We start from the raw sequence: 25,616 nt of genomic DNA, 5'->3' as shown, positions 1-25,616 counted from the left end.
CGGTGCGCGCGGTGGGCGGGGAGCGGCGTCCGCCCCCGCGATCCCGCTCGGCCAGCGCCTCGGCACGGCCTTCGCGATCGGCGCCGTCCCCGCCCTGATCGTGGCCTTCCTGTGCGGCACGGCCTCGGCGGGCGGCTCCTCCCGTTCGATCGCCGGCGTCACCCTGAACTCCCAGCTGCTGACCTACAGCGCGGCCGCGATCCCGTTCACCATGGCGGTCATCGGCGGCCTGCTGCGCTGGCGCCGCATCAACCCCCTGGGTCTGACCTGGGGCTTCGCCGTGGTGGCCGGCCTGAGCTGGCTCAGCCTGCTGTTCGCCGCCCAGGTGAAGAACGTGATCCCGCACCTGACCCCGCTGGCCACCGTCCCGATCGTGACCGGCCTCGCGGTCCTCGCCGGCGCCTACCTGACCGACGACGCGACCCCGGCGAACGGCCGGTACGCGTGCCTGGCGGCGGTGATCGCCTCGCACATCGGCATCGTCACGATCGTGGTGACGATCGTTCTGGCGTAGCCGGGCGACGACGAAGCGGGCCGTGGCCGGGTGATCCCGGCCACGGCCCGCTTCGTTTCCGCTCCTACTTCGCCTCTTCCTCCGGCTCCGCCAGCGCCATCGGCCGGTCCTCCCACTTCGTGGACAGGGCGATCGTCGTACGGGTGCGCGCCACGCCGCGGATGCGGGTGATGCGGCCGATGATGCGCTCCAGGTCCTCGGGGTGGCCGGCCCGGACCTTGAGGAGGAAGGACTCCTCGCCCGCGACGAAGAAGCAGTCCTCGATCTCCGGGACGTCGCGCAGCCGCCAGGCGACGTCGTCGAGCTCCGCCGAGTCCGACAGGAGGATGCCTATCATCGCGGTCACGTTCAGGCCGAGCTGGTCGGGCGCGACCATGGCCCGGTAGCCGGTGATCACGCCGTTGGCCTCCAACCGGTTGATCCGGTCGGTGACCGAGGGCCCCGAGAGGCTGACCAGGCGGCCCAGTTCCGCGTACGACATGCGGCCGTTGGTCCGCAGCGCGTCGATCAACGCGCGGTCCACCGCGTCCATGCTTCCTGACCACCTCTTCGTGTCGGTGCTGGATGTCCGGTTGCGAGCGTATCGGCTCGCCGCCGCGGTCCCCGCCCCCGCGCCGGGACCGCGGCGGCGGCCGGCCGGTCCCGGATCGGGGGTGTGGACCGGCGGCGGGCACCGCCTGTTCACGATCTGTGACCGGCTTCACCTTCAATCAATTGGACACGGAGCGTATAACTCCTTAGAATCGAAGGCGTAGAAGAGATTAAGCCCAAGGGATCCAAGGAGTCAACGATGAACTTCTCCCCGTACGAGCTGCACGCCGCGCACGCCCGCCTGGACGCCCTCCGCAAGCAGGCCGCCGAGGACCGTCTGGCCCGCTCCGTGAAGACCGCCCGCAAGGCCCGGAACCAGGGCTGAGCAGCGGAGACGCCGCTGAAAGCCGGCACCGCGCGCCGCAGCGCGAAGACGACGAGAACCACCCGAACCACCCACTAGAGCTCCGGCCGCCCGTCGCGTCGATCGACTCCCCCCTCGGATCGACGTTCGGGTGATAGGGCGGCCGGGAACAACGGGAGCGCCCGTCCAGTCCGTCCCCCCGGGACTGGAACGGGCGCTCCTTCGTTTTCCGCCACGCGCGGTCCGGCTACGCCTCCGGTGCGAACCGCCGCTGGAACGAGAACGCGTACGCGGTCGCCCCGTGCTCCCGGAAGTGCGCCAGCCGGTCGTGCGCCTCCTGGACCGTGGGAACGTGCCCCGCCGGGATCCACCACATCGTGGCGACGGCGACCGGCTGCGGCTGGAAGAACTCCTTGCGCCGGGCCAGCAGCGCCCGGTGCTCCCCGGAGAACACGAAGTCCCGCAGCGCCCCGATCGAGGTCCAGACCGTCAGGTTGACGATGGTCTCCGGGTCGCCGGGCCACGCGACGTCGCTGGCGCCGAGTTCCGGGTCGTCGCCCTCCAGGAGCCACACGAACCCCGGCATGTCCTTGCCCTGGGCGTTGATCCGCCCCAGGTTCTTGGTGAAGTCCGCGACCGCCGGGTCGTGCAGCGGCGCGACGAGCCGTCCGATGTTCACCTGCGCGAGATGGAAGCCCTCGAAGGGGCCGGACAGAGTGTCGACGGTGTCCATGAGCGCAGGCTACTCAGGCCGCTTACGTCTATGCCGCGTCCAGCAGCGGTCGTCTCGCGGAGCAATACGGCGACGCGCAGCGTCTCCTTGACGGGCGGCGACGGGTTACGGGCGGGCGGACCCGATCTCCCCGCGCCAGCGCTGGAAAAGCGTGTGCTCGACCCCGAGCACGTCCAGGATCTTCCCGGCCACGAAGTCCACCAGCTGCTGCACGTCCTTCAGCCCCGCGTAGAAGCCCGGCGCGGCCGGCAGCACCACCGCCCCGGCCTCGTCCAGCTCCAGCATGTGCCGCAGCGTCGCCCGGTTCAGAGGCGTCTCGCGCACACAGACCACCAACGGCCGACGCTCCTTCAGCGTCACGTCGGCGGCCCGCTGCAACAGGTCCTTGGAGAGTCCCAGTGCGATGCCGGCCACCGCGGCCGTGGACGCCGGGACCACCACCATGCCCCGCGCCGGATAGCTGCCCGAGGACGGCCCGGCCGCGAAGTCGCCGGCGGCCCAGTAGCGGACGGCGTCCAGCCGCGGGTGGTCGGCGGGCCACCCGAACCAGGCGGCGAGGTCCTCGCGCCAGTGCCCGTCGCGGAACCCGATCCCGGTCTCGTCCAGGATCGTGAGCCGCGCCGCCCGGCTGACCACCAGGTCCACGTCCTGGCCCGCCTCCAGCAGGGCACGGATGGTGGCGGCGGCGTACGGCGTCCCGGAAGCACCGGAGACGCCGACGATCCAGGGACGGCGCGGGTGGTCGATCACGCCTCCATTGTCCCCCCGCTACGCCGTGGCCTTCGCCGTGCTCGGCCCGGTGACCGCGGCGGCCACCCCGAGCCCTATGTACACGCACCCCGCGACCACCTGCTGCCGCCGCACCACCTTCGGCCGCCGCAGCAGCGCCTGTCCGACACCCCCGGCCAGCGCGGCGTATCCGCAGTCGCTCGCCAGCGTGATCGCGACCACGACCGTCCCGAGCACCAGCATCTGCGTCGCCACCGCACCGTGCCCGCTCACGACGAACTGCGGCAGGAACGAGAAGAAGAACAGCGCGGCCTTCGGGTTCAGGAGCCCGACCACCGCGCCCTGCCCGAACAGCCGGCCCAGCGGCTGGGCCGGCACCGCGTCCGCTTCGAACGTCGACCGCCGGTCCAGAAGCCGGCGGACGCCGAGATAGATCAGGTACGCGGCGCCGGTGAACCGGACCACGTCGTAAGCCGCCGTGGACGTGGCGAGCAGCGCCGAGAGCCCATAGGCCGCACCGATCACCAGCACCCAGTTGCCGACCGCGACGCCCAGACCCGACGCCATCCCGGCCCGCCGGTTCTGGTCCACGGAACGCGTGACGATGAACACCACCGCGGGGCCCGGGACGAGCGCGAACACCAACGCGGCGCCCGAGACCAGGAGGAGTTGCGAGAAGGAGACCATCGAATAAGACTCCCTCCTCCCCGCCTCCGGGTCATCCGTTTTTCGGACGCACACGGCCGGCCGCGGCCGGGCCTCCCGCCCTCTAGACGCCCAGCCCCCGCACGATCAGGTCGATCAGCGCGAAGCAGAACAGCGAGATCCCCACGAACCCGTTCGTGGTGAAGAACGCCCGGTTCACCTTCGACAGGTCGTCCGGCTTGACCAGCGAGTGCTCGTACCAGAACGCCGCCGCGACCACGGCCACGCCGATCCACCAGAACGCGCCGCCGTGCGCCACGACGCCGAACCACACCAGCAGGCCGAGCGTGATCACGTGGGTCGCGATCGACGCGCGCAGCGCCGCGGCGATGCCGAAGCGCGCCGGGACCGAGTGCACGCCGATCACCCGGTCGGCGGCCACGTCCTGGCAGGCGAAGATCAGGTCGAAGCCCCCGATCCAGAAGCCGACGGCCAGGCCCAGCAGCGTGGCCTGCCACGACCAGTGGCCGGTGACGCCGATCCAGGCGCCCATCGGGCCGATGGCCTGGGCGACGCCGAGGATGGCGTGCGGGTAGTTCGTGAACCGCTTGCCGTAGGGATAGACGACCAGCGGCACCACCGCGACCGGGGCCAGGAACAGCGAGAGCCGGTTCAGCGACGCCGCGGCGGCCAGGAACACCGCCAGCGCGGCCAGCGAGCCCAGGTACGCCGTCCGCACCGACACCGCACCGGTGACCAGCTCCCGCATCTGGGTGCGCGGGTTCCGGGCGTCGATCTCCCGGTCGATGATCCGGTTCATCGCCATGGCGAAGGTCCGGGCGCCGACCATGGCGACCGTGATCAGCAGCAGCTTGGCCCAGTTCACATGGCCGGTGGTCTCGGACATCGCCCACAGCGCGCTGATGTAGGCGAACGGCAGCGCGAACACCGAGTGCTCGATCAGCACCAGGCGCAGGAAGGCCCGGGTGCCGCCGACCACGCCGTGCGCGGCCTCCGGCGCGGCGTTGACCTCGCGCGTGGTGCCGGTGGGTTCCACAGGGGCGGTGGACATCAGAAGCCGTACTCCTTCCAGCGGCGGTCGACCTTCGCGGCGGTCATCGGGTCGGAGGAGATCATCTCGGGCCAGCCGCGGTGATAGCCCTCCTCCGGCAGCTTGCGGGTGGCGTCGATACCCGCCTTGCCGCCGTAGAACTGCTGGTAGGAGGCGTGATCCAGGTGGTCCACCACGCCCTCGACGACCGTGAGGTCGCGGGAGTAGTCGACGTTGCCGAACGCCCGCCACGCCACCTCGGCGTAGTCGTGCACGTCACAGTCACCGTCCACGACGATGATCAGCTTGGTCAGCGACATCAGATGCGCGCCCCAGATCGCGTGCATCACCTTCTGCGCGTGCTTCGGATAACGCTTGTCGATGGAGACGATCGCGCAGTTGTGGAAACCGCCGGCCTCCGGCAGCGAATAGTCCACCAGGTCCGGGATGATGATCTTCAGCAGCGGCAGGAAGAACCGCTCGGTGGCCCGGCCCAGCGGCCCGTCCTCGGTCGGCGGCCGGCCGACGACGATCGACTGGAACAAGGGCTTCTCGCGCATCGTCACCGCGGACACGGTCAGCGCCGGGAACGGCTCCACCGGGGTGTAGAAGCCGGTGTGGTCGCCGAACGGCCCCTCGGGCAGCGTGACCCCGGGCTCCAGCCAGCCCTCCAGCACCACCTCGGCGTGCGCCGGCACCTGGAGCGGCACCGTCTTGCAGTCCACCAGTTCCACCCGCTTGCCCTGCACGAAGCCGGCGAACAGGTACTCGTCGATGTCCGACGGCAGCGGCGCGGTGGCGGCGTAGGTCACGGCCGGCGGGCAGCCGAAGGCGACGGCGACCGGCAGCCGCTCGCCGCGGCGCTGGGCGACGGCGTAGTGGTTCGTGGAGTCCTTGTGGATCTGCCAGTGCATGGAGATGGTGCGCTTGTCCTGGCGCTGCAACCGGTACAGGCCCAGGTTCCGGGCGCCGGTCTCCGGGTGCTTGGTGTGGGTCAGCCCCAGGTTGAAGAACGCCCCGCCGTCGTCCGGCCAGGTGTGCAGGGCCGGCAGCGCGTCCAGGTCGACGGCGTCGCCGGTCAGCACCACCTCCTGCACCGGCGCCTTCTTCACGTGCTTGGGGGGCACCGACTTCAGCTGCGCGGCCTTGCCGAGGGCGTCGCGCAGCCCGGAGACGCCGTGCGGCAGCTCCGGCTTGAGCAGGTCGCCGATCCGGTCGCCGATCTCGTCCAGGTCCTTCAGGCCCAGCGCCAGGCACAGGCGCTCCTCGGTCCCGAAGACGTTCATGGCCAGCGGGATCGGGTCGCCCGCCGGGGTGCGGGCGCCGCGCACGTCCTCGAACAGCAGCGCGGTGTTGGCGTGGTGGTCCCCGCGGGGCGCCTTCTGCACCCGGTCGGTGATCTCCCCGACCTCCAGGTGCGGGTCGACTTCTGCGCGGACGCGCTTGAGCTGCCCTCGCCGTTCGAGGGCCTTCAGGAAGGAGCGCAGATCGTCGTAGGCCATGGTGACCAGTATGTGGCAGGGGCGGGAAGACCCCGGTACCGGTCCCGCAGAGCGGGGTTCGCCGTTACTGTTGAAACGTTAGAACCCACGAGTTCCAGGGAGGGTGGGCGTTGCTCCGTTTCGTGGTCCAGTGGCTGATCCCGATCGCGCTGGCGATCTTCGCCTGGGTCGACTGCCTGCTCACCCCGCGTCCGTATGTGCGGCTGCTGCCGAAGCCGGTGTGGGCGGTGCTGATCGCCGTGCCCTACCTCGGGGCGCTGCTCTGGATCTTCAGCGGCCGGGCCGCGCAGCCGCACGAGCCCCGACGCCGGGCCACCGACCGGGGTTCGGGCCTGTTCGGCTCGCTGGGCCGCCCCGGCTCGCACCAGGCGCGGCCGCGCGTCATCGGCACCGGCCGCGCCCAGACCCCCGGCCGCGGGATCGCGCCGGGTGGCTGGACGGTGCCGCCGGACGACGACCCGGAGTTCCTGCGCAAGCTCGCGGAACAGCTGAAGCGGGACCGGCCGGAGACCTGAGAGCGCGGACCGGCGGGCTCAGCCCGCCGTCGACTGCATGGTGAACCCGAACATGTGCCGGTCCATGGTGAACACCGGGTCGCTGTAGGCCTGCGGGAAGTCCTCGAAACTCTCCTCCACCGCCTCGACCAGGTAGTCGGACACCGGCTCGGCCAGTCCGACCCGCCGCGTGGACCACCGCGCCCACGCCAGGGCGACCGGCTCCAGCAGCTCCAGCTGGGTGTCGTCGGCGTTCACCCGGGCCGGGATCAGCACGTTGATCAGGGTGTCGAACTTCTCCGGGCCGTACAGCGGCGGGTCGCCGGCGAACTCGGTGAGCCCGAGGCGGGCGAACACCTCGCCCCACTCCCGCACGATCGCCGGGTGCGGGAGCTCCCGGGCGTCGTCGCTGCCGGTGAACTCGTCCAGCAGGGTGGGCAGGTCGTCCAGGTCGTAGCCGAAGTCGGCGCCGCCGGGCAGCTCGGCGGGTTCCGGGAGCACCGCCAGGCGGGAGAGCATCAGGGCCCGCAGCGCGGCGAAGTCGTCGCCCTCGTCGTCGTCCTCGTCGAGGTCGAGGTCGTCCAGGTCGTCCAGGTCGGCCAGGTCGTCGAGATCGTCCAGCTCGTCCAGCTCGTCCATGGCGGCCAGGCCGTCCTGGACGTCGAGGTCGTCGAGCTCGTCGAGGTCCTCGAAGCCGGCCAGCGGGTCCCGGCCGTCCACCGCTTCCAGGCGCGCGGCCCCGTCGGCGCCGCCGGCCTCGTCCGGTTCCAGTCCCTCTTCCTCGTCGTCGTACTCGTCCTCGTCGACGACCGTCTCCAGGACCGCCGGCTCCAGCCGCCGCCGCAGCTCCCCGCCGTCGATCTCGTCCAGCGAGAACACGCCCTCGGCCGCCTCGGAGAACTCCGCCCGGATCTCGGCCAGGATGTCCGGCAGGTCCGCGGGATCGACCAGCAGCACCTCCACGACGCTGCCCTGCGCGTTGTTGGCCACGGTCGCGGTGAACGCGTACTTGTCCTTGCCGCGCTTGAACGCCGCGATCAGCAGCTCGCCGTCGGCGAACACGTCGGAGACCGACCAGCCCTCCAGGAACTCCACCGGCTGCAGCGACGCGCCGTACCAGTCCGGCCGCCGCACCCCCTTGCGGAACAGCCGCTCCGAGGCCTCCGCGGCGCGCACCGCGACGTCGGGCGAGGCGACCGACGCCACCGCGCACAGCACGGCCTGGGTCCGGGGCGAGGCGACCAGCTCCAGCACCTCGACCAGGCCCAGCTCGGCACCCTCGGGCTCATCGTCCTGCTGCAGCGCCGCGGTCCACAGCCCGCCCAGGAAGGCCGAGGCCCACAGCTCGGCGTCCAGCGGCGTGCGCACGGTCCGCGGATCGCCGTACACCTCGTCCAGCGCGTCGAAGAGCTGCTCGAACTCCGGAGGCAGCTCGGGGTGCCGCTCCGGCGACGGCGGATGCGCCCGCCGGTTCGGGGTACCGGGACGCGAGGAGTGGTGGGGCTGACGGCGCGGCTTGGGTCTCACCGTCACATGGTCTCAGAAAGGCGGTGCCGGGATGGGGGCAATCCGGGACAGTGCCCGCCCGTCACCCGCCACCACCCGTCATCGGGTCGCTACGCGCCGCTGTGATCATATCCCGCGCGCAGCCCGTTCGGATGGAGATGGCCTTTGTGGAAGCCCCCGAACATCAAGGACAGGATCAACATCACGATGAGGAAGATGAGGGCATACCAGAGGCAGCCGCTGCCGCCCGACCGGCGTATGCCCCGGTCATCGTCGTCGTAACGCTTCCCGGAGCGTCTTCCGATAGCCGCCATAGGTCATAAGATAACTGCGTTAGGGGGTCACTGTGACAGGTGGGGACAAGCCAGTTCGGGAAAGTTCCCGTGACGGCCAGACGCAGATCGTCGTCAGAACGGACAACCGCCGCGGACTGCGGGCCACGCTGTTCCGCTGGGGCGTCGGCGCCATCGCGCTCGTCGTGGCGTTCACGTTCCTCGGGGCGGTGACCGACCTGATCCACTTCCGCAACCCGTTCGCCGAGACCACCACGGTCCGCAGCAGCCCCGTGCTCCTGAAGTCGATCAGCGAGCTGAAGCGGTTCGAGGCGTCCAGCGGCGAGTTCCAGGTCGTGGTCGAGGTGCAGAACAGCTCCTGGCTGCCCTCGTTCCTGGCCGGCAGCGATACGTTCTTCCTCGGCGACGGCACGGTCGGCGCCTACGTGGACTTCACCAACCTCGGCGAGGACAAGGTGCAGGTGTCCGCGGACCGGCTGTCCGCGACCATCACGCTGCCCAAGCCCGTGCTCGACCCGACGGCGCTGGACGTGCACAAGAGCTACATCATCGGCCAGCAGCAGGGCGTGTTCGACCGGCTCTTCAACAACGACCCGAACCAGGTGCAGCCCCTGCTGGTCGAGGCGACCAAGCAGATCGACGGCGCCGCCGCGAAGAGCCAGCTGGTGCCCATCGCCGAGAAGGACACCACGCAGATGCTGCAGGGGCTGCTGCACTCGCTGGGGTTCACCGGGACGATCACGGTGAACTACAAGTAGCCGCGCGGATCTACTTCACGCCCGCGTAGGAGTGCAGGCCGTTCACGAAGATGGACACGACGAAGTAGTTGAAGATGAAGCAGAAGTAGCCGATCAGGGCCACGATCGAGGCGTTGCGGCCCTTCCATCCGCGGGTGGCCCGCGCGTGCAGGTACGCCGCGTAGACGACCCAGGTGATGAAGGCCCACGTCTCGGTCGGGTCCCAGCCCCAGTACCGGCCCCACGCCCGCTCGGCCCAGATCGACCCGGCGATCACCGTGAAGGTCCAGATCGGGAACGAGAACGCCAGGATCCGGTACGCCACCAGGTCCAGCTTCATCGCCGACGGCACGCGCTTCCACATCGACGTCGGGCTCGCGACGCCGAGTTTGGCCTGGGTCTCGTACCGGGACTTGAACAGGTACAGGATCGTCGACAGCGTCGCGACGGTGAACGCGCCGGAGCACAGGACGGCGGCGGCGACGTGGACCACGAGCCACGGCGAGTGCAGGGCCGGGACGAGCTGCTCGGCGTCCTTGTAGAGGACCTCGACGGCCAGGCCCAGGATGGCCACGACGAAGCCGGTGACGAAGACGCCCAGCCAGCGCGCGTTCTTGCGGAACAGCAGGCCGATGTAGATGGCCATCGCCACCGCCGAGCCGGCGATCGTGAACTCGTACAGGTTGCCCCACGGCACCCGGTGCGCCGCGAGACCGCGGCACAGGACGCCGATCACGTGCAGCCCGAAGCCCAGCATGGTCAGCCCGACCGCGAACCCGCCGGCGGTGATCGCGCGCATGTCGCCACCGTCGATCACCGGGTCCGGTTCCTCCAGGTCCGGCAGGTCGTCCAGCTCGGACAAGTCGTCCGGAACGCTGATCCGGTCCGCCCCCGGCGCCCCGACGAGTGCCTCGGCCTGCGCGGGGACGGCGACCGCGGCCGCCTTGACGACGAACGACGACTTCCGCCCGAACACCCACTCCACCGTGTAGGCGAAGAACGCGCCGAGGTACACGAACATCGCGATGTAGATGGCCCAGTTCGAGAACTTCGCCAGCGATTCGTTGATCACTTCTGTGCTCCCACCTTCGCCGGACGCAGACCTCTGCCCACGCCCTTCACCTCGTCCCGCAACCGCGCGTCCTCGGCGCGGGCCAGCCCCGCCACCTGCACGCGGACCGCCTCGTCACCGGCCGGCTTGACCCGCACGAACACCCGCCGCCGGCGGATGCCCAGGGACAGGATCAGGCCGCCGACGATCCCCACGGCCGAGACGAAGACCAGGGTCTTCGAGGGGTCGTGGTTGATGTCGAACTGCGCGTACTGCTTGACGTCGTCGAACGAGATCGACCCCATCCCGTCCGGCAGCTGCACCGTCTTGTCCTGCTCCAGGTCCAGGGCGACGGCCTTGCGGTTGTTCTTCGGGTCGAGCACCGCCTGCCGGGCCTTGGTCGTGTCGAACCGGTAGACCGAGTTCTGGGCTCCGAGGTCGCCGGTGTAGACGTTGAGGACCAGCTCGGGGTTCCAGGCCGCCGGGAAGGCCGAGATCGGGCCCTGGGTGGCGCTCATCCCGGCGAAGGTCGGCAGGAACACGCCCTGGATACCCAGCGAGGTCTTGTTGCCGTCCTTGTCCTTGATGCCGTCGAACAGCCGCAGCATGCCGGTGGACTTGAACATCCCGCCGGCCTCGAAGAACTTGACCGGGCTGCTGTAGACCACCTTGCCCGTTCCGTCGCGGACCGTGATGACCGGCGCGTAGCCGTGGCTCACCAGATAGAGGTTGACGCCGTCGACGCTGAGCGGGTCGTTGAGCTTGACAGCCTTCTGCTTCTTCTGGTCCGAGTGGGCGGCGCTGTAGGTGACGTTCGCGGTGAAGCCGCGCGGCTGGCCGAGGTCCTTCGAGTCCTTGTTGGTCTCGTAGCGGGCCTCGAAGGTGTTGAGCTTGAGCGAGAACGGCGGCAGCTTGTCCGAGTTGACGCCGCCGCCCAGTTCCTGGTCGTCGTACTTCAGCGAGACGTTCTGGAAGCTCTGGCCCTCGGTGATGAGGATCTTGCCCTGGTAGCCGTAGAAGCCCTTGACGGCGAATCCGACCAGGATCCCGACCAGGGACAGGTGGAACACCAGGTTCCCGACCTCGCGCAGGTACCCCTTCTCCCCCGAGACCCACCCGCCGCCGTCGGCGTCGATCCCGCGCACCACCCGGAACCGCTTCTTCTTCAGCGCGGTTTCGGCGGCGACAAGCTTGGCGTCCACGGCGACGCCCGAGCTGTCGTTCCACTGGTAGGTCACCGGCATCCGCGCGAGGTTGCGCGGCGCCGCCGGCGGCGGCTTGCGCAACGTCTTCGCGTGCTGCCACGACCGCGGCACGATGCAGCCGATCAGCGAGATGAACAGCAGCAGGTAGATCGAGGTGAACCACACCGATTTGTAGACGGTGAAGAACTGCAGGCGGTCCAGCAGCGGCCCGACCGTGGTGTGCCGGTCGATCCAGGCGGTGACCAGCGTCGGGTCGGTGTTGGCGCTGCGCTGCGGCAGCAGCGTCCCCGGGATCGCCGCCAGCGACAGCATGAACAGCAGGACCAGCGCCACCCGCATCGAGGTCAGCTGCCGCCAGGCCCAGCGCAGCATCTCCCACGTGCTCAGGCGCGGCAGCGCGACAGCGCCCTGGCTGCTCTCTTCGCGCGGTGCCGTCGACAGGCTCTCCGCGTCCATCTCTTCGGTCGGCGACGCCATCTTCACAGTCTCGGTTCTAGATCGGGGACACGAGCCCGTTGGTCTGACCCTGAAGCCAGGCCACCAGGTGGTTCCACTGGCCGGTGACCAGCAGCACGCCGATGACGACGAGCATGCCGCCGCCGATCCGCATCACGGCCTGGTAGTGGCGCTTCACGTATCCGAACGCGCCCATCGCCTTGCGGAAGGCCACGGCGGTGAGCACGAACGGCAGGCCCAGCCCCAGACAGTACGCCACCCCGATGAGCGCCGAACGGCCGGTGTTGCCGTCGTCCAGGGACAGCGACGAGACCGCGGTCAGCGTCGGGCCCATGCACGGCGTCCAGCCCAGGCCGAACAGCACCCCGAGCAGCGGCGCGCCGGCCAGCCCGACCCGCGGGTCCCGGTGGAACCGGGCCTCGCGGTTGAACACCCGGCTGACCACTCCGGGCACCACGCCGGCGAAGGACAGGCCCATCAGGATCGTGAGGCCGCCCAGCACGATCTGGATCGTCCGCCGGTGGGACAGCAGGAAGGCGCCGCTCCAGCCGGCGAACGCCTCCAGCAGCACGAACACGATGCTGAAGCCGAGCACGAACAACAACGCGCCGAGGATCATGCGACCGCGTTTGGCCCGGGCCGCCTCGTCGAGCGTCTGGTCGCCGAGGTCCACGCCGGTGAGGCCGGTCACATACGAGAGGTAGCCGGGGACCAGCGGCAACACGCACGGCGACAGGAACGAGATGAGCCCCGCCGCCAACGCGATCGGCACGGCCACGAGGAAGCTGCCGTACTCCACCTTCATCTGGGTCGAGGTGTAGGAGGAAGCCAGGTGCGACAGCACGGCCGCGGAGGTGCTCACGACGCCGCCCTACTTCTGCGTGACGACGGTGTCGAGGGCCGCCGCCACCTCGTCGTAGGTGACCTCGCGCAGCGCGCGCCAGGCGATCTTGCCGTCCTTGTCGACGATGATCGTGGACGGCACGTTCTGCAGCGAGGTGATGCCGACCAGCTTCGTCAGCAGCGACTCGTCGTCGCCGTCGACCAGGTTCGGGTAGCCGATCTGCTTGTCCGCGACGAAGGCCCGGGCCTGCGCCTGGTCGTCCCGCGTGTCGATGCCCACGAACTGCACGCCCTTGTCCTTGTAGGCCTCGTAGGCGTGCTCCAGGTACGGCGCCTCACGCTGGCAGGGCGGGCACCAGGACCCCCACAGGTTCACCACCATCACCTTGCCCTTGAAGGTGTTCAGGTCAAGCTTCGCGCCGTCCAGGGTGGTGCCGGACAACATCGGGAACGGCTTGCGCTGGCCGACGGCGAACGCCACCGCGGTGCCGTCGCCGTTCTTGTTCTTCGGCCCGGACGAGCCCCCGCAGGCGGCCAGCCCGAAGGCCAGGGCGGCGGCCGTCGCCACGGCGAGCGACCTGCGTGTTCGTTCCGTCCTGCGCAGCATGTGAAAAGTTTCGCATGCTGGCCGCACCGCTGTGCGACAGGGTCCGCCGAAACGGGCGAAGCATCACGCTCCGCCCGCGACGGCGGACCCTGCGCACTCGTCCGGCTACGCCCCGGCGACGAACTTCTTCGTGTTCTTCACCGGCAGCAGGTCCTTGGCGGGCTCGCTGTAGCGCACCGCGGTGATGCGGCCGCCGATGAACTCGAAGGAGGTCAGGGAGGCCAGGGTGCACTCCCGCTTGCGCGGGTCGTGCAGGAAGGAGCGGTTCTCCGCGGCCAGCCGGCTGATCCAGATCGGCAGCTGGTGGCTGACCAGCACCACCTCGTGGCCGGGGGCCAGCTGCGCGGCGTCGTGCAGCGCCGCGTGCATACGCTTGACCTGCTCCTTGTACGGCTCGCCCCAGGACGGCTTCATCGGGTTCCACAGCTTGAACCAGACCGCGGGGCGCTTGAGCACGCCGTCGCCGACCGAGAACTTCTTGCCCTCGAAGAAGTTCGCCGCCTCGATCAGCCGCTCGTCGGTGGCGACTTCCAGGTCGTGGCGGGAAGCGATGGGGGCCGCGGTCTCCTGGGCGCGCTGCAGCGGCGAGGCCACCACCGCCCGCACGTCGTGGTCGGCCAAGTGGTCGGCGACCCGCTCGGCCATCTTCTGCCCGAGGTCGGACAGGCGGAAGCCGGGCAGGCGGCCGTACAGGATGCCGTCCGGGTTGTAGACCTCGCCGTGGCGCATCAGGTGGACGACGGTCTTGGTCTCGGCCATGGGGTGTCGGGTTTCCTCTCGAGGTTTCAGGACTTCTCGGCTGCCGCGGCCGCCCGGGCGGCGTGCGGCAGGGCTTGGGCGATGGTCTCGACGGCGGCCTCGTCGTGCGCGGCCGACACGAACCAGGCCTCGTACGCACTCGGCGGCAGGTACACGCCGCGGTTCAGCATGGCGTGGAAGAACTCCGCGTAGGCCTTGGAGTCCTGGGTCTTGGCGTCGGCGTAGTCCTTCACCGGCTTGTCGGTGAAGAAGACGGAGAACATGGTCCCGGCGAACTGGACGGTGTGCGGGACGCCTTCCTTCGACAGGGCCTCGGAGGCCAGCTGCGCGATCCGGTGCGCGGTCGTGTCGAGGTGGCTGTAGACGTCGGGGGTGCAGTGCCGCAGTGTGGCCAGGCCCGCCGCGGTCGCGACCGGGTTCCCGGACAGCGTGCCGGCCTGGTAGACCGGACCCGCCGGGGCCAGGTGCGCCATGACGTCGGCGCGGCCGCCGAACGCCGCCGCCGGGAAGCCGCCGCCCATGACCTTGCCGAAAGTCATCAGGTCCGGCACCACGCCGTCGATGCCGTACATGCCCTCGCGGGAGGCGCGGAAGCCGGTCATCACCTCGTCGGAGATGAACAGCGCCCCGTGCGCCGCGCAGATGTCGGCCAGGAACCGGTTGAAGCCGGGCTGCGGCGGCACGATGCCCATGTTGCCGGGCGCCGCCTCGGTGATCAGGCAGGCGATCTCCGGGCCGTGGGCCTCGAACGCGGCCTTCACGGCCTCGGGGTCGTTGTAGGGCAGCACGAGCGTGTCGCCGGCCTGGGCGCCGGTGACGCCGGGGGTGTCCGGCAGCGCGAAGGTCGCCACGCCGGAGCCGGCGGCGGCCAGCAGCGCGTCGACGTGGCCGTGGTAGCACCCGGCGAACTTCACGACCTTGCCCCGGCCGGTGAAACCGCGGGCCAGGCGGATCGCGCTCATCGTGGCCTCGGTCCCGGAGGAGACCAGCCGCACCTGCTCGACCGGCGCGATGCGCGCCACGATCTCCTCGGCGAGCTCGACCTCCCCGGCCGAGGGCGCGCCGTAGCTGGTACCGTTCCGCAGCGCCTTGGTCGCCGCCTCGACCACCGCCGGGTGGTTGTGGCCCAGGATCAGCGGGCCCCAGGAGCAGACCAGGTCGACGTAGCGGTTGCCGTCGACGTCGGTCAGGTACGCGCCGTCGCCGGAGGCCATGAACCGCGGCGTGCCGCCGACCGCGCCGAACGCGCGCACCGGGGAGTTCACCCCGCCGGGGGTGACGGCCCGGGCCCGGTCGAACAGGAGCTGGGACTGGGTCTCGGGGGCCTCGTACGGGTACGTGCTCATGCGGCCATGGTCTCAGATCCTCCGGCGCCGGCCCGCATCGCCTTCGCGGCGCAGGACGTCACCGTCCGGCCTCTCCCCGCGCCCCGGACACGGCGATCGCCGCCACCGCGACGACGATGAACACCGGCAGCAGCAGATAGGCGCTGTGGATGCCGACGCGGTCGGACAGGAACCCGAGCGCGAACGGCGCGGTCCCGACCGCGATCCCGGCCCCGAACATGTTCACCGCGCCCGCCAGCTCCGCCTGCCCGCCGGACAGCGCGATGCCCCGCGCCGAGATGAGCGGGAACTGGAGCGCCACGCCGAGGCCGGCCACCGCGAGTCCCGCGAACATCGGCACCGCCGTGGAGCCCAGCCAGAAGATGACGAAGCCGAGCAGGTTCGCGGCGAACGAGGCGAAGATCAGCCGGTCGATCGGCACCCGCAGCGCCAGCCGTCCCCCGACCGTCCGCCCGACGGCCATGCCCGCGACGACGGCGGTGACGCCGGTCGCGGCGACTCCGGCGGACAGTCCCGCCCGATCCTGCAGCAGGGTCGCGCACCAGAGGGTGAGGCAGAACTCGATGGCGCCGGCGCAGACGCCGGCGAGCTGGTTCATCCAGAAGCGGCGTGGGAGGGCACGGAGGGTGTTCTCGGCGGGAGTGGGCGGCTCGGCGAGCGCGCGATCAGCGATACGCGATGTGAGTTCAGCGGTGCGCGGCGCGGGTTCAGCGGTGCGCGGCGCGGGGACCGGTGCGCGGGTGGCGGTCTGGACGCCCCCGCCGGCGTCGGCGACCGTCACGCAGCAACCCGCGAGATCGGCTTCGAAGACGACCTGCTCGACGTCCGGCGCGAGCCGTTCCGGCTCCCGCACGCGTCCGAGGGCCAGGTACAGGAGTCCGCTGAGCGGTGCGACCGCCAGCAGGGCCGCGCGCCATCCGATGCCGGCCGCCGCCGCGCCGCCGACCGCGAGCGGCGCCGCGATCCCGACGAACGCGGCCACCGCGTTCGCCTCGGTGATGGCGGCCGGGCCCGTTTCGGGACCGTGGGCGCGGGCCAGGGCCGCGGGCACGGCTATACAAAGCCAGCACCCGAAGACACCGCAGACCGCCGCCGCCGGAAGCGTCACCGCGAGCGCCGGGACCGCGCAGAACAAGCCGACCGCCAGTGACAGACCGACCAGGCCCCACCACAACGCCGGTCGCGAGCCGCCGGCCCGGCGGATGTACCGGGGAGCGGCCAGGCCGCCGAGGGTGACGCCGACCGCGTAGCTGGTCGAGTGCAGGCCGGCGACCCCCGCCGAGAGGTGGAGGTCGTCCTTGAGGAGGTTGATCGAAGGGCTGAAGGCGTACAGGAAGAACGCGAACGCGCCGAGCTGGAGGTACAGCAAGCGGGTCCAGCTGTCACGCCGGACCCCGCGGGCAGGCTCAGTAAGGGTGGCGCTCACATCTCACGCATCGCAGATCAACTTTCATCGACGGGTTCTTCCTCGCGCGCTTCCTCGAGCACGGCCTCGGCCACGATGACCGCCTCCACGCTCACTTCCACCGCCTCGACCGGCGTCCCGGCCCCGGCCTCTTCGGCGGCGGACGCGACGGCCTCGGCCAATTCACCCACAACCTCGGGCACCATGCCCGCGGTGTCCGAGGCGGGAGATCCACTCGCCGCTTCCGTCTCAGCCGTCTCAGCCGTCTTAGCCGTCTCAGCCGCCTGGACTGCCTCAGGCGTCCCAGCCTCAACCGTCTCGCCTGTCGCAGGGGCCTCGGCCCCCGGCGTCACGACCCGCTCCCCGAAGCTCACCGTGTCGTACACGTACTCGTCCACCACCGGCTCCGACGTCGGATGCGCCGCCGGCACCACCGCGGCCTCCGAGTGCGCGCCGCAGCCGTAGTCCAGCGACACCACCCGGCCGTCGCTCGGGGCGATCTCGTTCGTGCACACACCGAACGCCTGTCCGAGCATCCCGGCCAGCGGGGTCAGGAAGCCGCAGCCGGAGCAGCGGGCCGGGGCGGCCTGCGCCATCGGCGAATGCGGGCCGAACTCGCCCTCGTGCCAGCGCTCGGCGGCCTCCTCGCGCCCCTCGCGGGAGAGCACGCGCGGGCGGCCGAGCCCCATCTGGTACGCGACCAGCGGCACCGTGTCCCGCCGCAGCTCGCGGTACGGCTCCGGCTCCTGCTCGTCCTCGCCGGTGTAGGCGGGCACCAGGCGGGTGTCGTCCTCGGCGGTCGGGAGCAGGTCGCCGGGGCCCAGGTCGCCGGGCCGCAGGCGCTCGTTCCAGGGCACCCAGTCCGGCGCCAGCACCGAGTCGCCGCCGGCGACCAGCACGGTCTCGTCCAGGGTGACGAACTTCGTGCGCGGGGCGCGGGTCAGCGTCACGGCCCAGTTCCAGCCGCGGTAGCCCCGCTCCTTGCACTCGAACAGGTGGGTCACCACCCGGTCCCCCTCGGCGACCACGCCGACGTGCCGGCCGACCTCGCCGATGCCGGCCACGTCCTCGGCGGCGGCGAGGGCCAGTTCCACCGCCTCGGCGCACACCGGGTCCAGGACCGGCTGGCGGGTGCGCGGCCGGCTGTCTGCTGAGCGGGCTGGGATGGCGGTCGCGGCGTTCACGCCTCGATTCTCCCCCATACCGGGGGTTCCGCGTGACAGCGGTTCGCCCGGCGGGGGTCGCACGGACGCCATCTGCGGCTTGCCGTTTGAATCATCGGCTCCCCACGTCCGCGTTTTCCGGGCAGGATAGGGGCGTGGCCAAGGATCAGACGCCGAATCGGGACGGCGAGGAACGGACGCGGGTGTTCGACGCCCCGGAGGCGACGCAGCCGATGATCCCGCAGCCCCCGCCGCTGCCGCCGAAACGGCCCCGGCAAGCCGCGCCGGGGACCGGGCGGGACGGCGCGCCCGGCGACACCCCGCCCGCCTCGGGTCCCTCGGCGGCCCCGTCCGAGAACGGCGCCCGCGGGCACGACCCGGTGCCGACCCGCACCATGGAGGCCCAGAACCCGGACGCCCTGTCCGACGCGACGCTGCACCTGGCGACCACCGTGCCGGAGCTGGCCGAGGTCGCCCAGGACCTGTCCCCCGCCGACATAGAGCTGCTGACCCCGCTGGTCCCGGCCCGGCCGGAGTCGGACACCGCGCGCTTCCTGCGCCGCTTCGGCGAGGGCACCGAGGCCACCGGCCGCGCGGTCGGCCGGGTCGGCGGCTTCCTCGGCCGCCGGATCCGGCGGTTCACCGGAGCCGGCGGCGCCCGCGAGTCCGGCCTGTCGTACCTGATCGAGCTGCACGCCGTGAACTCGGTCGGCGACCTGCTGATCACGCTGGCGCTGGCGCAGTCAGTGTTCTTCGGGGTGCAGCCCGGCCAGGCCCGCGGCAAGGTCGCGCTCTACCTGGTGATCACCATGGTGCCGTTCGTGCTGCTGGCGCCGGTGATCGGCCCGCTGCTGGACCGCTTCGGCCACGGCCGCCGGATCGCGATGGCGCTGACCATGGCCTGCCGTCTGGTGCTGGCGCTGATCATGGCGCGCACCGTCAACGGCTCGGCCAACCTGGCGCTGTACCCGGCGGCGTTCGGCTGCCTGGCCGCCTCCAAGGCCTACGGCGTCACCCGCAGCGCGGTCATCCCACGCCTGCTGCCGGCGGGCACCACCCTGGTGAAGGCCAACTCCCGCACGTCCATGGCCGGCATCGTCGCCACCTTCGCCTTCGCCCCGGTCGGCGGCCTGCTGGTGCACTTCGGCGGCGCCGCGTCCTGCCTGGTCGGCGCGGCGATCGTGTTCGGCCTCGGCGCGTTCCTGTCGATCCGGCTGCCCTCCAGCGTGGACTCCGCCGAGGGCGAGCAGAAGGCGCAGCTGAAGAAGAAGGACCGGGACCTGGACCCGCGGCTGTCCGAGACGATGCCGAACCTGCGGCTGCGCTCGGTGGGCCCGGCGGTGGTGCTGGCGCTGCGGGCCAACTCGGCCTTCAAATGCTTCTCCGGCTACCTGACCATCTTCATGGCCTTCCTGGTCCGCTACCACCCGCTGGCCGGTTACAAGGACCTGGTCGCGATCGGCATGATCGCCACCGCGGCGGCCGTCGGCAACGCGGTCGGGACCTCGCTGGGCGCGGTGCTGAAGGCCCGGGCGCCGGAGGGCGTGATCTCCGCCGTGCTGGCCCTGACCACCGGCGCGGTGCTGGCCTGTGCCTTCTACTACAACCTGATCACCGTGCTCACGGTGGCCGCGGTCTCGGCGATGAGCGCCTCACTGGCCAAGCTGTCGCTGGACGCGCTGCTCCAGCGCGACACCCTGGAGCGGGTCCGGACCTCGGCGTTCGCCCGGTCCGAGACGCTGCTGCAGCTGTCGTGGGTGGTCGGCGGCGGACTGGGCATCGCGATGTCGTTCCCCGGCAACGGCAACGGGACGGTCGGCTTCGTGGTGGCGGCCGTGGCGCTGCTGGCGGTCTGCCTGGTGACGTTGAAGGCCCTCGCGGATCTGCGCTTCGTGGCACCCAACCCCGCGCAGAGTTTCGGGGTCTAACAGACGGCGCCTACGGGAACACGGTCCGCGTGCGGGCCGTTGTCCGGCGTGCGGGCACCCGACCACGCAGACCACCCATTGAACAACGGGGAGTGACCGAATGTACGAGTTCTTGCTGGCCGCCGCCGTCGAGGCCGAACGCGAGGCGCTCCAGCGCCGCGCCCACGGCCTGACGGTGATCGTCACCGGCGCCGGGCCGGCGGCGGCGGCCACCGGCGCGGCCTGGGTCCTGGCCACCGAGCCCTACGAGCTGGCGGTGTCGGTGGGGATCGGCGGCGGGTTCGCGCCGCGCGCGCCGATCGGCTCGGTGGCGGTGTCCACCCGGGTCGCCGCCGCCGACCTCGGGGCCGACTCCCCCGGCGGTTTCCTGCCGGTCGAGGACCTGGGCTTCGCCCCGCGCGTCGACCAGCCGGACGAGCGCTGGGGCAAGCGCATCGCGACGGCGCTGGGCGAGGCCGGGCTGACCGTGGTCACCGGCGCGGTCCTGACCGTCTCCACGGCCACCGGCACCGCCGAGCGCGCCGCGCAGCTGCTTGAGCGCCACCCGGACGCGGCGGCCGAGGCCATGGAGGGCTTCGGCGTGGCCAGCGCCGCGACGATGGCGGAGCTGCCGTTCGTCGAGATCCGCGCGATCTCCAACGCGGTGGGCCCGCGCGACCGCGAGGCCTGGCGGATCGGCGAGGCGCTGGAGGTGCTGACCACGGTCGGTCAGACCCTGGCCGCCCTCCAGGCGCCGGGCGTCGCATAATCGGCCCTATGCCCGACGCGCTCGCGAACGTCCTGCCCGACAAGCTCTCCATCGCCTACTCGCCGTGTCCGAACGACACGTTCGTCTTCCACGCCCTGGCCCACGGCCTGGTGCCCGGCGCCCCGGCCCTCGACGTCACCTACGCGGACATCGACGTCACCAACTACTGGGTGCAGGAGGCGGACGCCCCGGACGTCCTGAAGATCTCCTATCCGGCGGTACCGCTGGTGGCGGACCGCTACGAGCTCCTGCACTGCGGCGGGGCGCTGGGCCGCGGCTGCGGCCCGCTGGTGCTGTCCCGGGGCGCGGTGACCCCCGACGCGCTGTCCGGCGGCGTGGTGGCCGTCCCGAGCCTGCTGTCGACCGCCTACCGCCTCTTCGAGCTCTGGGCGGCGCGGAACGTGCCCGGCGGCATGGAGGTCGAGGTCCTGCCGTTCCACGAGATCATGCCGGCCGTGGCGAACGGCGACGTGACCGCCGGCCTGGTGATCCACGAGGCCCGGTTCACGTATCAGAACCACGGCCTGACCTGCCACGCCGACCTCGGCGAGTGGTGGGAGGCGGACACCGGCCTGCCGATCCCGCTGGGCGCGATCGTGGCCCGCAAGGCGCTCGGCGCCGAAGCCCTGGCCGAGCTGACCGGTCTGATCCGGGCTTCGGTGGAGTACGCGTGGGCCGACCCCGAGGCTTCGCGCGAGTACGTGATGGAGCACGCGCAGGAGATGGACCCGGAGGTGGCGCGGCAGCACATCGGCTTGTACGTGAACGAGTTCACGCGGGAGCTGGGGCCGGACGGGCTCGCGGCGGTGGAGGCCTTGCTCGCGCGGTGACGCGGAGGAGGGGGCCGGGATGAGCGGAGGGGTGGGGCGCGCGGCGCGCCCCCGGCGAGTGACCTACCCGCCCGCCGCCAAGTCCTCGGCCAGCGCCACCACCGCCGCCGACCCCGGCAGCGCCGGCCGCTGCACCGCGTACGGGTGGAACGACGTCGCGCGCCGGGCCCGCGACGTCGCCCGGACCGGGGTGGCGCCGCTGCCGTCCTCGTTCTCGGCCATGGGCGCGTAGCCGTTGGCGCGCAGGCCCTCCAGCAGTTCCTCGGGCGGGAGCTCCGACACGGCCACGCCGGGGGCGACGCGGCGCAGGCCCAGACCGCCGGTGCGGCGGTCGGCGAGCATCTCGGTGAGGGCGGCGTCGTTGTCGGCGCGGACGTAGCTGACCGCGGCGCCGACGCGGATGCGGCCGTGGCGGCGGGCGACGTCGTCGACCAGGTAGGTCAGGGCCTGCGGGATCTCGTGCAGCGAGTGCTCGGCGAGGAAGGCGTGCAGGTCGTCGGCGGCGCGGCCGGCGTCGAAGGCGCGGCGGACCGAGGCGGTGGTGAAGCGGTAGACGGTGGCGGCGCCGGCCGACTCGATGTCGGCGACCAGGGCCATCTCGCGGGCCACGTCCGGGGCCAGGGGGCCGGGCGCGATCGCCGTCAGGTCGCCCTGGATCAGCACGTGGCGCACCGGCTCGGGCAGCGCGGCGGCCAGCGCCGAGGCGAGGGCGTCGCGCGGCAGGCCGAGCAGCAGCGCGCGGCCGTGGGTGGCCAGGATCCCGGCGGCTCCGCGCACCGGCGCGACCAGGCCGAGCCACACCGCCTCGCGCAGCGTCCACTCGACCAGCTGCCGCACCGCCGGCCCGCTGCGCCGCGGCCGCTCCCAGAACAGCCGGTCGACGACCGCGTCGGTGCCGGTGGTGGCGCCCTTCGGCAGCCGGTCCAGTTCGCCGAGCAGGTCCCGCCGCAGTTCGGTCACCGCCCAGGACGCGACCTCCGCGGACAGCGGCGCCACCTGCCGGTTCCGCTCGTCGGGCATGCCGACCCGGCCGGCGGCGCGGTCCGACACCAGCCAGGCCGCCGCCAGCTCCGCCCAGCGCCGCTCCGGCGGCAGGTCGAGCCACCGGTCGTAGGCCGGCGTCGGCAGCCAGAACCCGGACGCCAGGTCGGCGGCGACCAGCCCGGCCGCGTACGCCAGCTCGGCCAGGAACGCCGTCTCCTCCTCGGAGGCGTCCAGCAGCAGCGCGGTGCGCCGCAGGTCCCTGATCCCGGCCCCGCCGGAGCGCAGCACGCCGGGCGGCCCCGAGGCCCACGCGTCGAGCAGTTCCTCCACGCGCCGGGGCACGGTCGTCGCCGCGGCGGCCGCGGCCTCGTCGGCCCGGCGCGCGTCGTGCTGCGCCACCGGCACGGCCGGCGGCTCGGCGGCCAGGTCCCGGTGCAGCCCGGAACCGAAGACGTGCCGCCGCAGGAAGAAGGCGATCTCCCGCGGCAGGACGACGGTGTCCTCGTTCCAGCGGCCCAGGATGCCGCGCTCCAGCAGCCATTCCAGCGGGGAGCCGGCGGCGGCCTCACGGCCGGCGCCGTCCTCCCCCGGGCCGGTCCCGATCTTCCCGAACGGCGGCCCCCACACCAGCTTCTCCAGCACCGCCTCGACCCCGGCCGGCGCCTCGTCGAGCACGCCCCGCATCCGCGGCGGGTCGGCGGCCAGGGCGGCGATCGCCCCGACGGCCGTCACCGGATCCGGCGTCGCGGGCAGCCCGAGCCGCCGCAGCACCGCCTGCAGCCAGGCCGGCGAGGAGTTGTTGAGGGCGGAGGCGAGCGGCGGGCCGAGGCCGACGGGGTTCTCCCCCAACGCCTCCCGCGCGTTGACCAACGGCCGCAGCCCTTCGTCCGGCCCCCACACCAGGGCCGCGTCGCGCAGCAGCGCGATCGCCCCGTCCACCGTGCCGTCGCCCGGCAGCCCCAGCAGAGCCGCCGTCGACGCCGCGGTCACCGGCTCCGGTGACACCGCGAGCGCCTGGAGCACCTGCAACGTGAACGCGTCCAGCCGGTCCATCGCGAGCGCCACCGAGGCCCGCTGGGAGGCGCGCTCGGCCAGTGCGGCGAGCGACGCCGGGGGCGGCACCGCCAGGTCCGGGCGGGTGGCCAGCAGATTCGCCAGCCGCTCGGCCGGCCAGGCCCGCAGTTCGTCGGCCAGGGAACGGCGCCGCACCGGGGGCGCGGACCGGCCCGCGCTGTCCGGACTCTGAGACGCGCCACCCTCCGCCGGGTCCGCGACGGCGCGCGCCGTCGCCCGCGCACCTGCGCGGGTGGGTTCTGCGGAATGGCCGGGCTGTTCGATGGGCATCACCCATAACGGTAGTCGAGTCCCGACGATCACAGCGTCCGCATACGATACGGATGCGGGCAGTGGGGCTCGTGTCAGCAGAATAGGTAGGGGGATCCCAGCGGTGACGGCCGAGACCGACCAGGAGATGTTCCGCTACCTGGCCGAACTGTCCACGCTGGCGGAGGGCCGCATGTCGCCCACGTCCCGGAACCAGCTCGTCTCGCGCACCCGCGCCGAGATCGAGTCCCGGGTCGCGGCGCGCCGGGCCACGAAGGCCGCCGACGTCCGGCAGATCCTGCTCGGCATGGGCCGGCCGGAGGCTCTGGTGATGGCCGAGGCCAACAAGGACCCGCTGTACGCGGCGCGGGAACGGCAGCGGCGCGGCGCCGACGTCGGCGTCAACGCCTACGGCGCGGCCTCGGTGTTCTCCCCCGAGGTGGACCCGAACGTGGCCCGCCTGGTGACCCCCGAGACCCTCGGCAACCCGCCCTCGGACCGCTACGGCGCGTCCGACTCCGGCGGCGACGCGCTGCCCGGCCCGGAGATCCCGGCCGAACCGGACCCGTTCGGCGCGGGCGCCGCGGACTGGTACTACAGCGGCGAGCCGGAGGAGTCCGGCGGCGACCACGGCGGCGGCAACGCCGGGCCGCAGATCCCGATCGAGAGCGGCGGCAGCTTCACCCCGGCGTCCACGCCCCCGCCTCCGCCCGCGGTGCCCGCGCCGATGGCCTACGGGCCCATGATGCGGCGCACGGCCCAGGGCCACACCCAGGGCCTGGCCGCGGTCGTCGTGCTGTGCATCGGCGCGATCGTCAACGCGGTGGCGATGTCGCCGTACACGATCGCGATCGTCGTCGTCGGCTACGTGCTGGCCCTTACCTCGTACTCGTTCACGCCCGGCGAGAAGCGGTTCGCGCTGATCGGTGTGCCGCTCACCGCGTTGCTGTTCTACGCCTTCGGTCTGTTCCTGGCACGCGGCCGCTCCACGGGGCACACCGGGCCCCTGAACTCCGATGACACGTGGCAAGCGGCCAAGGACGGTTTCACCGCCGTGCCGACGATGCTCGGTCTGCTGGGCGCGCTCTACTTGGTGTGGCGGCTGTTCAAGGCGGTCGCCAAGTCCGGCTGAACCGGAACCGCCGGAGTACGGCGGAACCACGGCGGACTACGCCGGGCCGACCCCGGCCCGACCGCGGTAGTGCGTCGGCGTCACCTCGCCGCGCAGGCACGCGAACGCGACGCCGGCGGCCGACGCCCGGTCCAGGAGCCCGTGATACGTGCCGTCGGGCAGGCACACCAGGTTGGCCGCGAACTGGTCGCCGCCCAGATGCGTGGTCTCCCACACCGGCAGCCCGCGCGCGGCCAGGTCCCGGGCGACCGGCGCGCCGTAGCGGGCGCAGCAGACATCGCGTTTGCCGTGGGTGCAGACCAGCAGCAGCCGGTCCCGGACCCGCTCGCCGAAGCCCGGCGCCGGCCCGGAGGACAGCGCCGCGAGGTCGAGCTCGGCCACGTCGGCCACGTCATCGGTGAGGCGGCGCTCCAGCCAGCGGGCGCCGGGAGGGCCGCCGGCCGCGTAGATCGTCCAGTCCCCGCCGCCGGCGCGGCCGGCCCGGTCCGGACGCCGGATCAACTGCGGCCGCACGTCGTACGCCGGGGCGACGGTGAGCACCTCGGCGGCGGCCGGCGGCAGGTCCGCGGGCAGACCGAAGGCCGGCCACGGTCCCGGATGCTCGACGGCCAGCCACGCCTTCGCCCGCGGCGGCGCGGTGTCCGCCATCGGCTCCCGAGCCGTGCGGCACACGGCGGCACAGCCCCCGAGGGCGGAATCGCAGACGGACACGGGCGGCTCCCCGGCGGTGCAGGCGA

At 72.1% G+C, this 25,616-nt stretch carries 26 protein-coding genes; 8 read left to right on the top strand and 18 right to left on the bottom strand.

Going from position 1 to position 25,616, the window contains the following annotated elements; translation table 11 throughout:
* On the top strand, nucleotides 1-514 hold a 514-nt coding region (locus ABD466_RS22965; RefSeq protein WP_344659194.1), incomplete at its 5' end, for a hypothetical protein.
* Between the two features lie 64 nt (nucleotides 515-578).
* Here the strand turns inward: ABD466_RS22965 and ABD466_RS22960 are convergent.
* A complete protein-coding gene (locus tag ABD466_RS22960; protein ID WP_344659193.1) occupies nucleotides 579-1,046 on the bottom strand; it encodes an Lrp/AsnC family transcriptional regulator in 468 nt (155 codons plus the stop codon).
* A 258-nt stretch (nucleotides 1,047-1,304) separates the two neighbouring features.
* Here ABD466_RS22960 and ABD466_RS22955 point away from each other — a divergent pair, with 258 nt between their 5' ends.
* Nucleotides 1,305-1,430, top strand: a complete 126-nt coding sequence (locus ABD466_RS22955) for a hypothetical protein (RefSeq protein ID WP_344659192.1) — start codon at nucleotides 1,305-1,307, stop codon at nucleotides 1,428-1,430.
* A gap of 226 nt (nucleotides 1,431-1,656) precedes the next feature.
* On the opposite strand, the gene ABD466_RS22950 is transcribed toward ABD466_RS22955, so the two are convergent.
* From ABD466_RS22950 to ABD466_RS22930, 5 genes are all read right to left on the bottom strand, one after another.
* Nucleotides 1,657-2,142 carry a DUF3291 domain-containing protein gene (locus ABD466_RS22950; protein ID WP_344659191.1) on the bottom strand — a complete coding sequence of 162 codons (486 nt, stop codon included), beginning with the start codon at nucleotides 2,140-2,142 and terminating at the stop codon, nucleotides 1,657-1,659.
* Between the two features lie 105 nt (nucleotides 2,143-2,247).
* On the bottom strand, nucleotides 2,248-2,892 hold the full coding sequence (locus tag ABD466_RS22945; protein ID WP_344659190.1) for a UbiX family flavin prenyltransferase: 645 nt from the start codon (nucleotides 2,890-2,892) through the stop codon (nucleotides 2,248-2,250).
* A gap of 18 nt (nucleotides 2,893-2,910) precedes the next feature.
* Nucleotides 2,911-3,558, bottom strand: coding sequence for a LysE family translocator (locus ABD466_RS22940; protein WP_344659189.1), 648 nt, complete (start codon nucleotides 3,556-3,558; stop codon nucleotides 2,911-2,913).
* Nucleotides 3,559-3,640: 82 nt separating this feature from the next.
* On the bottom strand, nucleotides 3,641-4,588 hold the full coding sequence (gene mqnP / locus ABD466_RS22935; RefSeq protein WP_344659188.1) for a menaquinone biosynthesis prenyltransferase MqnP: 948 nt from the start codon (nucleotides 4,586-4,588) through the stop codon (nucleotides 3,641-3,643).
* Nucleotides 4,588-6,069 carry a menaquinone biosynthesis decarboxylase gene (locus tag ABD466_RS22930; protein WP_344659187.1) on the bottom strand — a complete coding sequence of 494 codons (1,482 nt, stop codon included), beginning with the start codon at nucleotides 6,067-6,069 and terminating at the stop codon, nucleotides 4,588-4,590. The genes mqnP and ABD466_RS22930 overlap by 1 nt, the downstream gene beginning before the upstream one ends.
* Before the next feature lie 110 nt (nucleotides 6,070-6,179).
* Between ABD466_RS22930 and ABD466_RS22925 the strand changes: the two genes are divergently transcribed.
* A complete protein-coding gene (locus ABD466_RS22925; RefSeq protein WP_344659186.1) occupies nucleotides 6,180-6,584 on the top strand; it encodes a PLDc N-terminal domain-containing protein in 405 nt (134 codons plus the stop codon).
* Nucleotides 6,585-6,602: 18 nt separating this feature from the next.
* On the opposite strand, the gene ABD466_RS22920 is transcribed toward ABD466_RS22925, so the two are convergent.
* Together ABD466_RS22920 and ABD466_RS22915 are read right to left on the bottom strand one after the other, a co-directional pair.
* Nucleotides 6,603-8,090 carry a hypothetical protein gene (locus ABD466_RS22920; protein ID WP_344659185.1) on the bottom strand — a complete coding sequence of 496 codons (1,488 nt, stop codon included), beginning with the start codon at nucleotides 8,088-8,090 and terminating at the stop codon, nucleotides 6,603-6,605.
* Between the two features lie 89 nt (nucleotides 8,091-8,179).
* The gene (locus ABD466_RS22915) at nucleotides 8,180-8,383 is read right to left on the bottom strand and encodes a hypothetical protein (protein ID WP_344659184.1); all 204 of its coding nucleotides are present in this window, start codon (nucleotides 8,381-8,383) and stop codon (nucleotides 8,180-8,182) included.
* Nucleotides 8,384-8,415: 32 nt separating this feature from the next.
* Here ABD466_RS22915 and ABD466_RS22910 point away from each other — a divergent pair, with 32 nt between their 5' ends.
* Nucleotides 8,416-9,120 (top strand): DUF4230 domain-containing protein, encoded by a 705-nt coding sequence (locus ABD466_RS22910; protein ID WP_344659183.1) that lies wholly within the window; start codon nucleotides 8,416-8,418, stop codon nucleotides 9,118-9,120.
* A 10-nt stretch (nucleotides 9,121-9,130) separates the two neighbouring features.
* Here ABD466_RS22910 and ccsB read toward each other — a convergent pair whose 3' ends face one another.
* The 8 genes from ccsB to ABD466_RS22870 form a co-directional block, all read right to left on the bottom strand.
* Entirely contained in the window at nucleotides 9,131-10,171 is a 1,041-nt protein-coding gene (gene ccsB / locus ABD466_RS22905) for a c-type cytochrome biogenesis protein CcsB (protein ID WP_344659182.1), read from the bottom strand.
* Nucleotides 10,168-11,832: a cytochrome c biogenesis protein ResB gene (gene resB, locus ABD466_RS22900; RefSeq protein ID WP_344659181.1), complete on the bottom strand. Its 1,665-nt coding sequence runs from the start codon at nucleotides 11,830-11,832 to the stop codon at nucleotides 10,168-10,170. The genes ccsB and resB overlap by 4 nt, the downstream gene beginning before the upstream one ends.
* Before the next feature lie 16 nt (nucleotides 11,833-11,848).
* On the bottom strand, nucleotides 11,849-12,616 hold the full coding sequence (locus tag ABD466_RS22895) for a cytochrome c biogenesis CcdA family protein (RefSeq protein WP_344659201.1): 768 nt from the start codon (nucleotides 12,614-12,616) through the stop codon (nucleotides 11,849-11,851).
* 66 nt (nucleotides 12,617-12,682) lie between these two features.
* Nucleotides 12,683-13,261 (bottom strand): TlpA family protein disulfide reductase, encoded by a 579-nt coding sequence (locus tag ABD466_RS22890; protein WP_344659180.1) that lies wholly within the window; start codon nucleotides 13,259-13,261, stop codon nucleotides 12,683-12,685.
* 105 nt (nucleotides 13,262-13,366) lie between these two features.
* Nucleotides 13,367-14,020 carry a histidine phosphatase family protein gene (locus ABD466_RS22885; protein WP_344659179.1) on the bottom strand — a complete coding sequence of 218 codons (654 nt, stop codon included), beginning with the start codon at nucleotides 14,018-14,020 and terminating at the stop codon, nucleotides 13,367-13,369.
* 26 nt (nucleotides 14,021-14,046) lie between these two features.
* Nucleotides 14,047-15,366 (bottom strand): glutamate-1-semialdehyde 2,1-aminomutase, encoded by a 1,320-nt coding sequence (hemL, locus tag ABD466_RS22880; RefSeq protein WP_344659178.1) that lies wholly within the window; start codon nucleotides 15,364-15,366, stop codon nucleotides 14,047-14,049.
* 58 nt (nucleotides 15,367-15,424) lie between these two features.
* Nucleotides 15,425-16,792 (bottom strand): MFS transporter, encoded by a 1,368-nt coding sequence (locus ABD466_RS22875; protein WP_344659177.1) that lies wholly within the window; start codon nucleotides 16,790-16,792, stop codon nucleotides 15,425-15,427.
* A gap of 17 nt (nucleotides 16,793-16,809) precedes the next feature.
* Nucleotides 16,810-17,955, bottom strand: a complete 1,146-nt coding sequence (locus ABD466_RS22870) for a DUF3027 domain-containing protein (protein WP_344659176.1) — start codon at nucleotides 17,953-17,955, stop codon at nucleotides 16,810-16,812.
* Nucleotides 17,956-18,089: 134 nt separating this feature from the next.
* On the opposite strand from ABD466_RS22870, the gene ABD466_RS22865 reads away from it, so the two are divergent.
* From ABD466_RS22865 to ABD466_RS22855, 3 genes are all read left to right on the top strand, one after another.
* The gene (locus ABD466_RS22865; RefSeq protein ID WP_344659175.1) at nucleotides 18,090-19,862 is read left to right on the top strand and encodes an MFS transporter; all 1,773 of its coding nucleotides are present in this window, start codon (nucleotides 18,090-18,092) and stop codon (nucleotides 19,860-19,862) included.
* Nucleotides 19,863-19,962: 100 nt separating this feature from the next.
* On the top strand, nucleotides 19,963-20,610 hold the full coding sequence (locus ABD466_RS22860; protein ID WP_344659174.1) for a futalosine hydrolase: 648 nt from the start codon (nucleotides 19,963-19,965) through the stop codon (nucleotides 20,608-20,610).
* Between the two features lie 8 nt (nucleotides 20,611-20,618).
* Nucleotides 20,619-21,440 carry a 1,4-dihydroxy-6-naphtoate synthase gene (locus ABD466_RS22855; protein ID WP_344659173.1) on the top strand — a complete coding sequence of 274 codons (822 nt, stop codon included), beginning with the start codon at nucleotides 20,619-20,621 and terminating at the stop codon, nucleotides 21,438-21,440.
* Nucleotides 21,441-21,503: 63 nt separating this feature from the next.
* On the opposite strand, the gene ABD466_RS22850 is transcribed toward ABD466_RS22855, so the two are convergent.
* Nucleotides 21,504-23,768 carry a helicase-associated domain-containing protein gene (locus tag ABD466_RS22850; protein ID WP_344659172.1) on the bottom strand — a complete coding sequence of 755 codons (2,265 nt, stop codon included), beginning with the start codon at nucleotides 23,766-23,768 and terminating at the stop codon, nucleotides 21,504-21,506.
* Between the two features lie 103 nt (nucleotides 23,769-23,871).
* Between ABD466_RS22850 and ABD466_RS22845 the strand changes: the two genes are divergently transcribed.
* On the top strand, nucleotides 23,872-24,879 hold the full coding sequence (locus tag ABD466_RS22845; RefSeq protein WP_344659171.1) for a UbiA prenyltransferase family protein: 1,008 nt from the start codon (nucleotides 23,872-23,874) through the stop codon (nucleotides 24,877-24,879).
* Nucleotides 24,880-24,915: 36 nt separating this feature from the next.
* Here ABD466_RS22845 and ABD466_RS22840 read toward each other — a convergent pair whose 3' ends face one another.
* On the bottom strand, nucleotides 24,916-25,590 hold the full coding sequence (locus ABD466_RS22840; protein ID WP_344659170.1) for a sucrase ferredoxin: 675 nt from the start codon (nucleotides 25,588-25,590) through the stop codon (nucleotides 24,916-24,918).
* Between the last annotated feature and the right edge of the window lie 26 nt (nucleotides 25,591-25,616).

This window comes from Catenulispora subtropica (assembly GCF_039531675.1).
Taxonomy (GTDB): Bacteria; Actinomycetota; Actinomycetes; order Streptomycetales; family Catenulisporaceae; genus Catenulispora; species Catenulispora subtropica.
Note: the sequence above shows the minus strand (reverse complement) of the source record. Positions and strands in the feature narration are given on the sequence as shown.